We start from the raw sequence: 14831 nt of genomic DNA, 5'->3' as shown, positions 1-14831 counted from the left end.
CACCGAAACACAGGCGGGAACAAGACCTCAGATCGCCACCAGCTTGGCCGCAATCGCCAGCATGACAAAACCGATAACAATATCCAGCACCTGCCATGCCCTTGGGCGGGCAAAGACCGGCGACAGAATCCTTGCCCCGTAGCCCAACGAGAAGAAGAAGACAAAGCTGGACAGCATCGCTCCAATAGCAAAGGCCAACCGGTCATCATATTGTGCAGATATCGACCCGATCAGAACCACCGTGTCCAGATAGACATGCGGATTCAACCAGGTGAATGCCAGCACGGTCAGCAGGACAGACCTCAGACTTGAACGTGTCCCTTCACTGACATCCATGGAAGACCCGCCGCGCCAGGCCGATAGCAGGCTGCGCAACCCGTACCAGGTCAGAAACACAGCCCCGCCATAGCGCATGACCGGCTCGAACCAAGGAGCGGTCTGAGCAAGCGTTCCGAACCCGGCAACCCCTGCCGCAATCAGAATGGCATCCGATACGGCGCAGGTCAGGCATAGGGCAAAAACATGTTCGCGGCGCAGCCCTTGACGCAGGACAAAGGCGTTCTGCGCACCAATGGCCAAAATCAGACTAAAGCCCAGAGCGAATCCGGAAATCAGAGATGCGGACATGAAACCTCCTGTGTTCGATTTGATTGACTAGAGCCAGTCAGTCGATTTATCAAATTAAAGAAGTTACACCTGGTTAAGCTCTGCTAATGTTGCTGGATCCCAATCACCTTGCCGCACTTTCGGCCATTCTACGCCACGGAAGCTTTGACGCCGCCGCCACAGAGCTGTCGGTGACGCCTTCGGCGATATCGCAGCGGATCAAGTCATTAGAGGATCGGATAGGCGCCGCTCTGATCACTCGTGGTTCGCCCTGCACAGCGACACCCGCCGGCTTGCGCATTGCCAGATACGCCGAGGATATCGGGCTGCTTGAGGCACAGCTGGCCCGTGAACTTGCGTTGGAGGGAACCTCTGGCCCGACCCAGGTGCGCATTGCAATTCCTGCAGACAGTTTGGCCACATGGTTCATCGCTGCGATGGCCCAAACAGATGAGTTGCTGTTCGATCTGGTAATTGATGATCAGGACCATTCGGCCGATTGGTTGCGCCGCGGTGAGGTCAGCGCGGCTGTTACCACCGGAGGGCAACCGGTCTCTGGCTGCGATGCCCATCCACTTGGGGATTTCAGGTATATTCCAACGGCCAGCCCAGGTTTTATGCATAAATGGTTCCGGGACGGTGTAACCAAAAGCAGCCTTGCCTTGGCACCGTGCCTGACCTTCAATCAAAAGGACGGTCTTCAGAAAGCCTGGTTTGCGAGAGAGTTCGGGCACCACATTTCCCCGCCATCGCATTTCCTGCCATCCTCACACGGGTTTGTGGATGCAGCGATCGCCGGCATCGGGTGGGGAATGAACCCGATTGAGTTGGTACAAAAGCCTTTGGCAGATGGCCTGTTGTGCCCCTTGATACCAGACAAGCCCCTTGATGTTCCGCTGACCTGGCAGGTCGGGCGTGTCTTATCCTCGGCCCTTTCGCCGCTGACCGCCGCTGTAAAGCGCGCGGCTGTCGACGCGCTTATTCAACGATAGACAGGATTGGCCGATCAGGATGGCTCGGGCGCTTTAGGAATTGGCGTCACCACCCGGTAACAGGCAAAAGCTGCGATCAGGCTGACCAAGACAACGATCAAAACCGCCGCAGAGACCTCGTGCATATGCGCCAGCCCAGCCAGCGCCGCCGACACGATGACCGCAACAATCCGCGAGATGCTTTTCACCGCTGCCGCCCCTTTGACCCGCTGATCAAACGGGGCGATATCCAGAAAATACAACTTTCGGGCACTGCTGATGCCTGTTACCGCCACGGTCACCACAAACAGGGCAACCGCATGAGTGTGCACCTGATGACCGATATGGAGGTAATGGACCGTCAGCAGCCCTGCTCCGGTCAAGGCCACCATCAGAGTTCCGGATACCATGACCGCCCGGTGGGATTTCAGGTTAACAAACTGCCACAAAGGCGCAGAGACCAGATATCCAGAGGCCGACGAAATGATCATTGCGGTAAGACCTTTGGCCGAACTGTGATGTGCCTCGGCCGCCATCAGGGCAAAGAACGGAACCGATAGACTGACAACCACAATCGGAAGGCGCATGACCATATAGCGCCGGAACCAGGTCTGGTTGAACATCGCCAGAATATCGGTGAAATACTCGGACCAATGTCTTTTGCTTTCGTCCTCAGGCGCTGTGGAAATTTTCTGATGCGGAACTTCGGACATCGCCAGGATTGATAGGCCAGACAACAGAAAAAACACCACTGCAACTCCGATCACAACCGAATGGCGCGCAAACGGAGGGTTGCCCAGCGTGATTTGATGGACCAAGAGAACAAGACCGATTGCGCCCAATCCGCCGGCGCCTAACTGCAGATATCGCATGATCATCCGTGACCTGGACTGAACGTGCGCGCCCAGCAGGTCAGTAAGCAGCAATGTCTGGATCTCACCCACGAGACCGATCAAAAAAAATGCGGTGATAAAGGCTGTGGCCGTGAACACGAGACTGCCCGTCGCGGCCGCCGCCAGAGCCATGACAAGGCAGGCCCCGATCAATACTTCGGTCATCGCGATGCTGCGTTTCTTCTGTTCGCGCAGCGCAATGACCTGGGCCAGAAACACGTCGGCGATCATGCTGCCGACCATGCGGATTGAAACCAGCGCGCCGGCGATGAACATCGGAAGTTCCAGCGAAACGGCAAGAAACGGCAAGACAATGGACGGGCTGCCAAGGGTCCAGGCGACCTGGGACAGAATACTCTGCCCGGTCAAAACAGGCACATTGCGTTTGGCCAAATCAAATTGAGGTTCGGTCATCTGCTCTTTGACTCACTGCTTCAGCTATTCGACCCAGCCTATGGGTTCGAACCTGATCGGCCAATAGCCCTATCCTCCAACCAACAAAAAACCCGGCCTGACGGCCGGGTTTCCAAATCTCAAGATGCGGGGCAGATCAAAGCTGCGCCATCACCTCATCCGAGGCTTCGAAATTGGTTGTGACGCGCTGAACGTCATCATCATCTTCCAGCGCATCGACCAACTTCATCAGCTTTTGCATATCCTCAAGCCCCAGCTCGGTCGTGGTGCTTGGCTTCCAAACCAGTTTGGTGGATTCCGTTTCACCCAGCGCGGCCTCGAGCGCGTTCGAGACGTCGTTCAGATCGGTGTCGGCGCACCAGATGATATGACCTTCGTCCGAGCTTTCAACATCTTCCGCGCCTGCCTCAATGGCCGCTTCGAACACGGTGTCGGCATCTCCAACCGTATCCGGATAGACCACTTCACCCTTGCGTTCGAACATAAATCCGACGGAACCGGTCTCGCCAAGATTGCCGCCATTCTTGGAAAAGGTCGAGCGCACGGTCGATGCGGTCCGGTTCCGGTTGTCGGTCATCGTCTCGACGATGACGGCCACGCCGTTGGGGCCATAGCCTTCATACCGGATTTCTTCGTATTCGTCGCCGTCGCCTGCCTGCGATTTCTTGATCGCCCGGTCGATCACGTCTTTGGGGACCGAGTTTGACTTGGCCTCTTTCACCGCCAAACGCAGACGCGGGTTCTTGTCGGGGTCGGGGTCGCCCATCTTAGCGGCAACAGTGATCTCTTTTGACAGCTTGGAAAACAGTTTGGACCGCGCGGCGTCCTGACGTCCCTTGCGGTGCTGGATATTGGCCCATTTGGAGTGGCCTGCCATGGTGCGTCCTCGTGATAGTGATTGCGTATTTGGCGCCCATATAGACGTTTGCGGGCCATGGGATCAAGAGACCGGCTTGCGACGACTTCTTCTGCGAGTATGTTGGCGGTATGACGACAGATCAGATCATACTTTTCGCTCTCTTTGCCACTGTATTCGGAATGCTGCTTTGGGGGCGGTTTCGCTATGATCTTGTCGCGTTTTCCGCGCTTCTGATCGGAGTGGTGTTGGGTGTAGTACCCGTCGATGACGCTTTTGCCGGTTTTGGTCACTCGGCGACCATCATCGTCGCGCTGGTTCTGGTCGTTTCGGCCGGACTGGTCCGGTCCGGTGCGGTATTCCTGATCACGCGATCCTTGGTTGACGCGTCACGCGGCCTTGGGGCCCATATCGCCTTGATGGGCGGTATCGGGGCGGTTCTGTCCGCCTTCATGAATAACGTCGCTGCCTTGGCCCTGTTGATGCCGGTCGACATTCAGACCGCACGAAAAGCCGGACGAGCCGTCGGCCTGACCCTTATGCCGCTCAGCTTTGCAACAATTCTGGGAGGGATGGCGACCCTGATTGGCACGCCACCGAACATCATCATCGCCTCAATCCGCGCAGAAACTCTGGGCGAGCCCTTTCGTATGTTCGATTTCGCCCCTGTGGGTGGCATTGCTGCGATTGCCGGGCTAGCCTTTGTCTCACTGGTGGGCTGGCGATTGATCCCGAACCGGGGACCGCAAACCGAAACCTCTGAGGCGCTGGCCGAATATATCGCAGAACTGACCGTCCCACCGGAATCGCCGTTGATCGGCAAACGGGTCAGCGAGCTTTATGAAGATGCCGAGAAATCCGACGTCGCCATCATCGGCATGATCCGTGACGGCAAGCGCCGCTATGGCCGGTCGGCCCATGCAACACTGAATCAGGGTGACGCGCTGGTGCTTGAAGCCCGCCCCGAGGCGCTGGATGAATTCCGCGCGGCGCTGAAGCTGGATTTTTCGGACACACGTCGACAGGAGCTTCTGACCGCTGAAGGCGACGGGCTGGAAGTCGTCGAGGTTGTCGTGACCGAAAACGCCCGCATCACCGGGCGTACGGCGCAGGGGTTGGGATTGGCATGGCGGCAGAGCACCGTTTTGATGGGCATTTCGCGCCAGGGCCGCAGCATCACCGAACAGGTCCGCAAAACCGAGGTTGAGGCTGGCGACATCCTGTTGTTGCTGTGCCCGCGTGATCGCAGCGCCGATGTGACCGAATGGCTGGGATGCCTACCGCTGGCCCAACGCGGTCTGAACGTCACCGCCAATGAAAAGGCCTGGCTTGCGATTGGCCTGTTTGCCACCGCGGTACTGGCAGCCAGTGTTGGGCTGATCTACCTGCCGGTCGCATTGGGGCTGGTTGTGGTTGCCTATGTGCTGACCAAGATCATGCCAATCGCAGATCTCTATACTCACATCGAATGGCCGGTGGTCGTTTTGCTGGGCTCGATGATCCCCCTGGGCAGCGCACTGGAAACCTCGGGCGGCACCGAACTGATCGCCAATGCGCTGATCCAGTTAACTAACGGCCTGCCTGCATGGGCTATTCTGACCGTTCTGATGGTGGTCACCATGACCCTGTCGGACGTGTTGAACAACACCGCCACGGCGATTGTGGCGGCCCCGGTCGGCATTCAGATGGCCCGCACGCTTGAGGTTTCCCCCGACCCGTTTCTGATGACGGTCGCCGTTGCAGCCTCGGCTGCGTTCCTGACGCCTATCGGGCATAAGAACAACACGCTGGTTCTGGGTCCGGGTGGCTATCGGTTCGGAGACTACTGGCGCATGGGCCTGCCGCTGGAAATCCTGATCATTGCGGTTTCGATACCCGCCATCCTTGTGTTCTGGCCGCTGTGACGGGTAAGAGCCGTTCCATGAAACAATTTCTGATCCTGCAGTTACGCCCGGAAACCGATGCGTCCGATGCCGAATATGCCTCGATTTTGGACAAGACCGCCCTGAGTTCTGAACAGACCCATCGCATCCGGTTGGATTGTGAAGACCTGCCCGGCGGCTTGGACGTGACCGACTATGCTGGAGTGATCGTCGGCGGCGGCCCCGGCTGTGTCAGCGACGATCCGGCGACAAAATCGCCGACGGATGCCCGCACCGAAGCCGCCATCATGGGCCTGATGCCGCAGATCACCGCGCGCGATCATCCGTTCATGGGGTGCTGCTATGGGCTGGGTATTCTTACCGCGCATCTGGGTGGCGATGTCAGTAAAGACCAGTTCGGAGAGCCCGTCGGCCCCTCAACCTGCCACGTGACAGAGGACGGTGCGACCGATCCACTGATCTCGGGGCTGGGTCAGAGTTTTGATGCTTTTGTGGGCCATAAAGAGGCTGTGCAATCCCTGCCAGAAGGGTGCGTGCATCTGCTTGCCTCGGACCCTTGCCCGTTCCAGATGATCCGCTGGGGCCAGAATGTCTATGCCACACAGTTCCACCCCGAGGCTGATGCCCGCGACTTTGAAGAACGTATCACAATCTACAAACACCACGGCTATTTCCCGCCCGAAGATGCGCAGCGTCTGATCGACATTTGCCACGCCGCCAATGTCACTCTGCCCGGTGAAATCCTGCGCAGGTTCGCCCAACGCTACGGCTGACCCTACGGCGCGGTTGCCTGCGGCTTTGACCCTCGCTTACGCTGGTCCGAACGGCTTTGGGAGGAGTTGTAGTTGGATCTGCTTATTAATGTCGGCCTGCCACTATCGTTGGCAATAATCATGCTGTCCTTGGGTGTCGGGCTTGAGATCGCCGATTTCCGCCGGGTTGTCGGCAGACGATACCCTTTTGCGATAGGGGCGTTCTGCCAGGTGATCTTGCTTCCCATTGCGGCATTTACGACGGTCAAACTCTTTGCACTGCCACCGGAAATAGCAGTCGGTGTTATGCTCCTCAGCTTTTGCCCCGGCGGTGTTACCAGCAATATCCTGACTAAACTGGCCAAGGGTGATGTCGCTCTTTCCGTCAGCCTGACAGCCATCATCAGCTTGCTGTCGATGGTGACGGTACCCGTATTGGCCGCCTGGTCGATCAATCACTTCATGGGCGAGGACGCACCCGAGGTTTCGATCACCGGCCTCGCCATAGCGATGTTCCTGATAACCACCCTGCCCGTCGCTATCGGCGTCAGTATACGGCATTTCGCAAAAGGATTCGCAGAACGGGTCGATGCCCCTCTGTCCAAACTGGCTTCGATTCTTTTCGTCCTGATCGTTCTCGCCGCGCTGGCCGGGAACTGGGAAATGTTCGTCGAAAATTTGGGGCTGATGGGGTCGGCGTTGATCACCCTGAACATTGCGCTGCTGCTGATCGGGCTGGGACTGGCCCGCGCCGTGAACCTGTCATGGAACGAGAGCAAGACGATCTCGATCGAAACTGGCATCCAAAACTCGACTCTTGGCATCACATTGGCAGCGCTGATTACCAGCACGGAAAACGGGCTAAGCCCTCTTGCTCTGCCATCGGCCGTCTATGGTATCTTGATGTATGTCGTCGCCCTGCCATTTATCGCCTGGCTGCGCCGCAGCTGAGAGGAAAAAACATGTCCAATAACACCGCAGATGCCATTGTCGTTGGGGCTGGGCTGGCTGGGCTTGCGGCCGCGGCCGAGCTAGGCGACCGCGGAAAAAAGGTGATCATACTGGATCAGGAACCCGGTCATTTCCTCGGCGGTCAGGCGTTCTGGAGCCTCGGTGGATTGTTCATGGTCGACACGCCGGAACAGCGCCGGATGGGCATCAGGGACAGCCACGAACTGGCCTTGCGTGACTGGCAGGGCAGCGCGCAGTTTGACCGCGAAGAAGACGCTTGGCCCCGCAAATGGGCCGAGGCTTATGTCGAATTCGCCGCCGGTGAAATGCGGCCCTGGCTGCACGATATGGGGCTGCGATGGTTTCCTGTGGTTGGATGGGCCGAACGTGGCGGTTCTTATGCCGATGGACATGGCAATTCGGTACCTCGGTTCCACATCACATGGGGCACCGGCCCTGGTATTCTGGAACATTTCATCCGTCGCGTGCGCGAACATGTCAGCACAGGCCTGATCCAGCTGAAGTTCCGCCACCAAGTCAGCCATATCATTATGCAAAACGGCTGTGCCAAAGGCGTCTCGGGAGAGGTCTTGGCTGAGGACGCAGCCGCGCATGGCGCCAAGACCAACCGGGAAGAGGTCGGGGAATTCGAGGTCTATGCTCCTTCGGTCATCGTCAGTTCGGGCGGTATTGGTGGCAATTTCGAAATGGTGCGCAAGAACTGGCCGCGCGACCGCCTGGGCGAACCACCCAAAGACATGATCGCGGGCGTGCCGTTCCACGTTGACGGTCGGATGATCCCTATCAGCGAAAAGGCCGGTGGGCATGTGATCAACGGCGACCGGATGTGGCATTACACCGAGGGCGTCAAAAACTGGAACCCGATCTGGCCATCGCACGGAATTCGTATCCTGCCCGGCCCAAGCTCTATGTGGTTTGACGCGCGCGGCAATCGTCTGTTGCCCCCTTGTTTGCCGGGGTTCGACACGTTGGGCACGCTGAAAGAGATCCTGAAAACCGGTTATGAATACAGCTGGTTTGTGCTGACCCAAAAGGTAATCAAAAAGGAATTTGCGCTCTCCGGGTCGGAACAGAACCCGGATTTCACCTCGGGCAGCTGGAAAGAGGTTATCCGTCAGCGCATTTTGTCAGGATCGCAAGCCACCGCGCCGGTCGAGGCCTTCAAACAACACGGGGAAGATTTCATCGTTGCCAACACTCTGACCGAACTGGTCAGCGGCATGAACCAACTGGGTGGCGATCTGATCAATGAGGCGCATTTGCGCGCCCAGATCGAAGCGCGGGACTCACAGGTCGACAACCCTTTTACCAAGGACGCGCAGATGGCGGCTATTCTGGCGGCCCGCAACTATCGGGGTGACAGGTTGATCCGCACCGCCAAACCACACAAGTTCCTTGATCCTGCGAATGGGCCGCTAATCGCGGTCAAACTTCACATGCTGACGCGCAAAACGCTGGGCGGATTGCAGACCAACCTCGACAGTCAGATGATCGGTGCAAACGGTCAGGTCGTTCCCGGGTTGTTCGCCGCAGGAGAGGTCGCCGGTTTCGGCGGCGGCGGCTATCACGGATACAACGCACTGGAAGGCACATTTCTGGGCGGCTGCATCTTTTCCGGGCGCAACGCAGGACGGTCGCGCGCTGTGGCCTGATTAATGCGTGCGTATGAATTTCAGAACCGGGTCGCCTGCGCTGTCCAGCAGCGCAAGGCTATCGCCCGCCACCGCATAGGACACCACGTTTTGCAGCGCGGCAAAGAACTGATCCTCGACCTGCTCCATCTCGGGTGGGCAGGCCATCAAAGTGGCCGCAATATTGTCTGGAAACGTCAGCGAAGTGCCCGAAATCTCGGCCTGCCCGGTGAACCGGTTGCAACCGCCTGAGCCGCTAAAGGCACCGCCTTGCGCAAACTCAAGCTGCGGGGCGCGTTCGCTGTTCAGCACGGCCCCCTCCACACCAATCGCCGTCCAGCTTGTGTTTTCCAGCCCCGCCGACGTGGGGCCGTCCGTCTTGACCAACAAAATGTCGGCCGTATCCGGCGCACCATTGGTCAGGACCGGATACACCGTGTCGGTCGTAAACAGCAGTTGTGACCCACGATATATTGCCCCCCGCACCGCATAGGTCATCCCGTCACGGATCAGAGCATCATCATAGGTCAGTTCAAACTCGGCAGGCACCCCGCTCAGCACGTAGCGCTGCGCAGCCAGCGTTACCGCTGGCGCATCCGCAAGCGATATATTCTGCAGCTCGATATAAAGCGTCGCGTCTTCAGGTACGGCAATCCGTTCGCGATAGGAGGCGGTACCGGTCACCGAACCAGCCGATACATCGCTGCCAATCAGCGCCACCATAATCGCACCCATTACGATCAACTGACCAAATTTTGGAAAAGGCATAATCCCGTCCTTTCGTCCAAGTTCTAGAGGAAAAGATTGTGTCTGGATCAGCCTTTACAAGACCGTCAGCGCAAAACCGGCGGGTTCGCGCCGGTGTCACAACGGCCAGATGATCGGAATAAGCAACGAAGCAAGCAGCCCTACCGTCAGGTTCAAGGGGATGCCAACCTTCATGAAATCGACAAACCGATATCCCCCCGGACCATAGACCATCATGTTGGTCTGATATCCGATTGGTGTCGCAAAGGATGCAGATGCCGCCAACATCACCGCAACTACCAGCGGCCTTGGGTCTACGCCGACGGCCTGCGCCAACCCGATTGCGATCGGCGTGACCACTACCGCAACGGCGTTGTTGGAGACGAGTTCGGTAAGCGCTGAGGTCAAAACATAGATGGCCCAAACGATCAGGAACGGTGGCAGCGCACTAAGCCCAGGTGCGATTGCATCGACGATCAGGGAAACCGCCCCGGACTTATCAAGCGCGGCCCCGATGGCCAGCATCGAGAATATCAATGCCAGAAGTCGCCCTTCGATAAAGGAAAACGCCTCATCCGCGTCTATGCAGCGGGTGACCAGAACCAGAGCGACCGCAAGAATGGACAGCAGCAGAATTGGCGCCACACCCAATGCAGCCAATACAACGATCCCGATCAATGCCCCAATCGCCACCGGAGCGTGATTGCGGCGGAACGCCCGCGCCGAGGGCTGTGTCACGTCGACCATATCCATATCAGCGGCAAGCTTCTGGATATCGGCAGGTGATCCCTCCAACAGCAGAGTATCCCCGACCCGCACCACGAGGTCGTCTAGTTGACGACCGATATTCTGGTTCCGCCGATGTACCGCCAGAACGTAGACACCATAGCGGCGGCGCAGGCGCATCACGCCCAGCGTTCGCCCAACCATACGGCACCCCGGTGTGATCAGCACTTCGACCGTTTTGGTCTCGACCGCAGAAACCTGATCAACACGCTTTAACTCTTTGTTGCTTTGCAGGCTCAGCAACTCGGTCATCTCGGTCCGCAGGACCACGCGATCCCCAACCTCAAGCGTCACCCCTTTGAGGTTGCGCCGCAAAGACTCGTCCCCGCGGACCACGTCAATCAGGCGTACGCCGGGGCGTTTGAACAGTTGCACCCCTGTCACCTCGCGCCCGATCAGGTTGCTGTCGGGCGGAATGACGGCCTCGGTGAAGAACTTCATCTTAGAGCGATCACTGAGAAGCGAGGCCATGCTGTCGCGTTCCGGCAGCAGGCGCGGCGCAACAAAGCGCAGATAGATCATGCCGTAGATCACTACTGCGATGCCCAAGGGCGTGACTTCGAAAATCGTGAATGCAGCCAGACCCTGAGATCGCGCGACACCATCCACAAGCAGGTTGGTCGAGGTGCCGATCAGTGTCAGCGTCCCCCCCATGATGGCAGCATAGCTGAGCGGGATCAGCAATTTCGAGGCCGGCACGTTCAACGTGCGGGCAATCTGTACAAAAACCGGGATCATCACAACGACCACGGGTGTGTTTGACACCACCGCCGAGGCCAGAACCACAAACCCCATCAGCATGGCAATCGCGATACGCGGGTTAACCTGTGCCTGTTTCTGCGCAGTTGCGGTAAAGGAATCCAATGCCCCGGTTCTGACCAGAGCCCCCATGACGATGAACATCGCCGCAATCGTCCATGGCGCAGGATTGGACAGAACTGCCAACGCGCTTTGATAGGGCAGGATACCGGTCACCAGCATCAGGGCAACGCCCGCGATGGCGACAACCTCGGTCGGGTAAGCCTCGCGCAGGAACATGACAAACATGCCTGCGACAACCAATAGCGCCACGATCGCGCTGCCCGTTTCTGTCAGTTGAAGAAATTGCATTCGTGGTATTCAGTCCGAACCCTAGCCCAGCTTGCGCGCCCGTCGGGCAGTTTCCCGTATTGCGGGCAGCAGGGCAAGCCCAACGTCGCGCTATTGCGGCCCGGCTTGTTGCAAGCGACCCCCAACGCGCACCATTTGCACGGATTTTGCCTGACCATTGCGATCATCGGTTTCCACGAACACACCGCTTAGCGTTGCTTCGCCATTTGCAGGCGTAAACCGCGCCTTGGGCATGCCGGTGATGAACCGGCGCATCGGTTCCAGCTTTTCCATACCAATGACAGAATCGTAATCCCCGCACATCCCGGCATCGGTCAGATAGGCTGTTCCCCCCGGAAGGATCTGAGCATCTGCGGTCGGCACATGCGTATGCGTTCCAACCACGAGGCTGGCGCGCTTGTCACAGTAATGCCCCATCGCCATCTTCTCGGATGTGGCTTCGCAATGCATGTCAACGATGATCGCCTGGGCCTGACCGCCGCGCGGGTGCGACTTCAGAATTGGCTCGATCGCCGAAAACGGATCATCGAAGGGCCGCTTCATAAAGACCTGCCCCAGCACCTGTACAACCAGAACCTTGCGCCCGCCCGGCGCGGTGTACAGACGGTGCCCGCGTCCCGGAGCACCCTTAGCAAAGTTAACAGGGCGCACAATGCGCGGTTCGCTCTCGATGAATTGCAACATGTCCTTCTGGTCGAAAGCGTGGTCGCCCAGCGTCAGGCAATCCGCCCCTGCATCTAACAGCAGCTTGGCATGATCCCCGGTCAAACCCATTCCGTTCGAGGCGTTCTCACCATTGATCACCACGAAATCCAGCCGCCATTCGTCGCGCAGACGTGGCAGATGTTGCTGAACAGCCGCGCGTCCAGCGCGGCCCATAACGTCACCCAGAAAAAGTATCCTCATAGAAACCGTCTAAGTGTGGCAATTCGCAAGTACAAGCCGTTAAGCTGACCCAATGAACGGCAAAACTCTTTATTTAGGAGATTCTTTATGTTTCGGATCGGTCTGACCTTTGGTGTCTGTGCCACCCTTGCTGCCTGCTCGGAAGAGCAAGCGGTCAACTCAAACCCACAGCTACCAAACCCCTCGGCCATCTATTGCATCGACAGCGGTGGGCGGTATGAAATTCGGGACGGAGAGAATGGTCAGACCGGCGTGTGCATATTGCCTGATGGCACCGAAAAAAATGCCTGGGAATATTTTCGCGCTAAAAACCAGGGCTGATACCTTCGTTAAAAGGTCAACACACGGCTTTCAGTTACTACCATATCAAGCGGCTGATCCGTCGATTCCAGCGGCAGCCCGTCTGCTTCTTGCGCATCGAAGGCAAAACCGATGGCCAGAGTCGGGCGTTTCGCGCGCAGCCCTTCCAATGTCCGGTCATAGAACCCACCCCCATAACCCAGACGCCCCCCATTTGCATCGAATGCCACCAGCGGAACGATCAGAATTTCGGGATCGAAATAGTCATCGACCTCGGGCACTTTGGCGCCAAACGGACCATCCTTCAGCCTGCCTTCGGGCGTCCAGCGAGAGAATTTCAACGGCTGCCCGGCCGCCTGAATAACCGGCACACCAACCGGGCCATAAGCGGACGCCTCGGCCATGGCGGGCAGCGGGTCACTCTCGGTCCGGATGGGCATATAACCCGACAGGGGTACTCCGCGGTGCCCGGCCAGAATTTCAGACAGTCGCCCGGCGGCACCGGGCGGATTTGCATCAAACGCAGATTTGCGCCGGGCAAAGGCCGCCTTGCGCGCGGCAGCTTTGATTTCGGTCAGATCGGTCACAATAGCACCACGCTGGCAAGCCCAAGAAAGATAAAGAATCCCATGACATCCGTCGTTGTCGTCACAAAGGTCCCTGACGCCAGCGCCGGGTCAACACCCATCCGGTCCAGCACGACCGGTACTACCGTACCTGCAAAGCCTGCGATCACCATGTTCACGACCAGAGCGGAGCCAATCACGACACCCAGCAACGGCGAGCCGAACCAATACATTCCCACCACGCCCAGAACGGTGGCAAAACACAGCCCGTTCAACATGCCCACCAGCAGTTCCCGTCGGATCACCCGCATTACGTTCGCACCTGTCAGGTCGCGCGTTGCCAGGGCTCGCACTGCGACGGTCAGCGATTGTGTCCCCGCATTGCCCCCCATCGAGGCCACAATCGGCATCAGAATGGCCAATGCCACCAACTGATCAATCGCCGCCTCGAATTGGGAAATCACCAGCGAGGCGCAGATCGAAGTACACAGGTTGACCGCCAACCACGGCAGGCGTCGCCTGCTGGTCGCGGCCACACTGTCGGACAGCGAGCTTTCGTTGCTGACACCGGCTAGGCGCAACATATCCTCTTCGTATTCCTCATCCAGCACCACCATCGCGTCATCAATGGTGATCACACCAACAAGCCGTCCGTCACCATCCACCACTGGGGCCGAGATCAGGTGGTACTGATTGAACGCATAGGCCACGTCCTCTTCATCCTGATCGACGGGAATGGTATAGAACTCTTCTTCGGCAATTTCGTGCAGAGGCACCTCGCGCCGGGTGGCCATGAGTTTGCCCAGTGTTACCTGTGCTGTTGGCTTCAACCGCGGATCAACAAGAACCAAATGGTAGAATTGTTCTGGCAGTCCGTCATTGGCACGCATAAAGTCAATGGCCTGCCCAACTGTCCAATGCTCGGGCGCCATGACGACTTCGCGTTGCATAAGCCGTCCGGCCGAGTTTTCCGGGTAGGATAACGCCTGTTCGGCCGCGATCCGTTCGGAATCCTCCAGCGCACCCAGGATGGCTTCTTGCTGCGGCTCTTCAAGGTCTTCCAGCAGATCGACGACATCGTCGCTTTCCATGTCGCGTACGGCATCCGCCAGAACATCGGGACGCAGGACTTCAATAACTTCTTCCCTGACACCTTCGTCCAGTTCAGACAGAATATCGCCGTCGAACTCTTTGTCATACAGACGGATCAACCGGGTGCGGTCATAGGGGTTGATCTGTTCCAGAAGGTCGGCGATGTCGGCAGCGTGCAGCGGGTCCATCAATTCGACCAGCTTATCGCGGTCATCAACATCAACTGCATACAGAATGGATGCTACCGTTCGACGATCCAGTGCATAAGCGTCATCATCAGAAGTCGGGTCACTTACGGGTTCGTTAATACCTGTTGTCATATCTGCCCCCGCTCTGTTCGCCCATT

General features: G+C 58.0%; 14 protein-coding genes. 6 read left to right on the top strand and 8 right to left on the bottom strand.

Annotated elements, in window-relative coordinates:
* Window positions 1-27 precede the first annotated feature (27 nt).
* Window positions 28-627 carry a LysE/ArgO family amino acid transporter gene (locus AC2FH2_RS09100; RefSeq protein ID WP_142636781.1) on the bottom strand — a complete coding sequence of 200 codons (600 nt, stop codon included), beginning with the start codon at window positions 625-627 and terminating at the stop codon, window positions 28-30.
* Window positions 628-713: 86 nt separating this feature from the next.
* On the opposite strand from AC2FH2_RS09100, the gene AC2FH2_RS09095 reads away from it, so the two are divergent.
* On the top strand, window positions 714-1598 hold the full coding sequence (locus AC2FH2_RS09095) for a LysR family transcriptional regulator ArgP (RefSeq protein WP_496823361.1): 885 nt from the start codon (window positions 714-716) through the stop codon (window positions 1596-1598).
* A 14-nt stretch (window positions 1599-1612) separates the two neighbouring features.
* On the opposite strand, the gene AC2FH2_RS09090 is transcribed toward AC2FH2_RS09095, so the two are convergent.
* Together AC2FH2_RS09090 and AC2FH2_RS09085 are read right to left on the bottom strand one after the other, a co-directional pair.
* Complete coding sequence (locus tag AC2FH2_RS09090; protein WP_496823360.1) at window positions 1613-2884, bottom strand: permease; 1272 nt, start codon at window positions 2882-2884, stop codon at window positions 1613-1615.
* A gap of 136 nt (window positions 2885-3020) precedes the next feature.
* Complete coding sequence (locus AC2FH2_RS09085) at window positions 3021-3761, bottom strand: YebC/PmpR family DNA-binding transcriptional regulator (protein ID WP_142636775.1); 741 nt, start codon at window positions 3759-3761, stop codon at window positions 3021-3023.
* A gap of 110 nt (window positions 3762-3871) precedes the next feature.
* Here AC2FH2_RS09085 and AC2FH2_RS09080 point away from each other — a divergent pair, with 110 nt between their 5' ends.
* From AC2FH2_RS09080 to AC2FH2_RS09065, 4 genes are all read left to right on the top strand, one after another.
* Window positions 3872-5644 (top strand): SLC13 family permease, encoded by a 1773-nt coding sequence (locus AC2FH2_RS09080; RefSeq protein WP_271949431.1) that lies wholly within the window; start codon window positions 3872-3874, stop codon window positions 5642-5644.
* A 17-nt stretch (window positions 5645-5661) separates the two neighbouring features.
* Window positions 5662-6396 (top strand): glutamine amidotransferase, encoded by a 735-nt coding sequence (locus AC2FH2_RS09075; RefSeq protein ID WP_496823359.1) that lies wholly within the window; start codon window positions 5662-5664, stop codon window positions 6394-6396.
* A 72-nt stretch (window positions 6397-6468) separates the two neighbouring features.
* Window positions 6469-7326, top strand: coding sequence for a bile acid:sodium symporter family protein (locus tag AC2FH2_RS09070; RefSeq protein ID WP_496823358.1), 858 nt, complete (start codon window positions 6469-6471; stop codon window positions 7324-7326).
* An 11-nt stretch (window positions 7327-7337) separates the two neighbouring features.
* Window positions 7338-8999: an FAD-binding dehydrogenase gene (locus AC2FH2_RS09065; protein WP_281994930.1), complete on the top strand. Its 1662-nt coding sequence runs from the start codon at window positions 7338-7340 to the stop codon at window positions 8997-8999.
* On the opposite strand, the gene AC2FH2_RS09060 is transcribed toward AC2FH2_RS09065, so the two are convergent.
* The 3 genes from AC2FH2_RS09060 to AC2FH2_RS09050 all read right to left on the bottom strand — a co-directional run bounded on the left by AC2FH2_RS09060 (window position 9000) and on the right by AC2FH2_RS09050 (window position 12527).
* Entirely contained in the window at window positions 9000-9746 is a 747-nt protein-coding gene (locus AC2FH2_RS09060) for a YbaY family lipoprotein (protein ID WP_496823357.1), read from the bottom strand. It lies immediately after the preceding gene.
* 96 nt (window positions 9747-9842) lie between these two features.
* On the bottom strand, window positions 9843-11621 hold the full coding sequence (locus tag AC2FH2_RS09055; RefSeq protein ID WP_496823356.1) for an SLC13 family permease: 1779 nt from the start codon (window positions 11619-11621) through the stop codon (window positions 9843-9845).
* A gap of 90 nt (window positions 11622-11711) precedes the next feature.
* Window positions 11712-12527, bottom strand: a complete 816-nt coding sequence (locus tag AC2FH2_RS09050) for a TIGR00282 family metallophosphoesterase (RefSeq protein WP_142636761.1) — start codon at window positions 12525-12527, stop codon at window positions 11712-11714.
* Between the two features lie 87 nt (window positions 12528-12614).
* On the opposite strand from AC2FH2_RS09050, the gene AC2FH2_RS09045 reads away from it, so the two are divergent.
* Entirely contained in the window at window positions 12615-12848 is a 234-nt protein-coding gene (locus tag AC2FH2_RS09045) for a putative hemolysin (protein WP_142636759.1), read from the top strand.
* A gap of 8 nt (window positions 12849-12856) precedes the next feature.
* Here the strand turns inward: AC2FH2_RS09045 and AC2FH2_RS09040 are convergent, their stop codons facing one another.
* On the bottom strand, window positions 12857-13414 hold the full coding sequence (locus tag AC2FH2_RS09040) for a 5-formyltetrahydrofolate cyclo-ligase (protein WP_142636757.1): 558 nt from the start codon (window positions 13412-13414) through the stop codon (window positions 12857-12859).
* Window positions 13411-14805, bottom strand: a complete 1395-nt coding sequence (gene mgtE, locus AC2FH2_RS09035) for a magnesium transporter (protein ID WP_496823355.1) — start codon at window positions 14803-14805, stop codon at window positions 13411-13413. The genes AC2FH2_RS09040 and mgtE overlap by 4 nt, the downstream gene beginning before the upstream one ends.
* Window positions 14806-14831: the final 26 nt, after the last annotated feature.

This window comes from Ruegeria sp. YTSA105 (genome assembly GCF_059610225.1).
This window is presented reverse-complemented; position numbering and strand designations above follow the sequence as displayed.

Excerpts from the sequence above, each read along its gene's own strand:
- AC2FH2_RS09080 (WP_271949431.1), top strand. The coding sequence starts at position 3,872 with ATGACGACAGATCAGATCATACTTTTCGCTCTCTTTGCCACTGTATTC.
- AC2FH2_RS09050 (WP_142636761.1), bottom strand. The coding sequence starts at position 12,527 with ATGAGGATACTTTTTCTGGGTGACGTTATGGGCCGCGCTGGACGCGCG.
- AC2FH2_RS09065 (WP_281994930.1), top strand. The coding sequence starts at position 7,338 with ATGTCCAATAACACCGCAGATGCCATTGTCGTTGGGGCTGGGCTGGCT.
- mgtE (WP_496823355.1), bottom strand. The coding sequence starts at position 14,805 with ATGACAACAGGTATTAACGAACCCGTAAGTGACCCGACTTCTGATGAT.
- AC2FH2_RS09055 (WP_496823356.1), bottom strand. The coding sequence starts at position 11,621 with ATGCAATTTCTTCAACTGACAGAAACGGGCAGCGCGATCGTGGCGCTA.
- AC2FH2_RS09090 (WP_496823360.1), bottom strand. The coding sequence starts at position 2,884 with ATGACCGAACCTCAATTTGATTTGGCCAAACGCAATGTGCCTGTTTTG.
- AC2FH2_RS09085 (WP_142636775.1), bottom strand. The coding sequence starts at position 3,761 with ATGGCAGGCCACTCCAAATGGGCCAATATCCAGCACCGCAAGGGACGT.
- AC2FH2_RS09100 (WP_142636781.1), bottom strand. The coding sequence starts at position 627 with ATGTCCGCATCTCTGATTTCCGGATTCGCTCTGGGCTTTAGTCTGATT.
- AC2FH2_RS09060 (WP_496823357.1), bottom strand. The coding sequence starts at position 9,746 with ATGCCTTTTCCAAAATTTGGTCAGTTGATCGTAATGGGTGCGATTATG.
- AC2FH2_RS09045 (WP_142636759.1), top strand. The coding sequence starts at position 12,615 with ATGTTTCGGATCGGTCTGACCTTTGGTGTCTGTGCCACCCTTGCTGCC.
- AC2FH2_RS09095 (WP_496823361.1), top strand. The coding sequence starts at position 714 with ATGTTGCTGGATCCCAATCACCTTGCCGCACTTTCGGCCATTCTACGC.
- AC2FH2_RS09075 (WP_496823359.1), top strand. The coding sequence starts at position 5,662 with ATGAAACAATTTCTGATCCTGCAGTTACGCCCGGAAACCGATGCGTCC.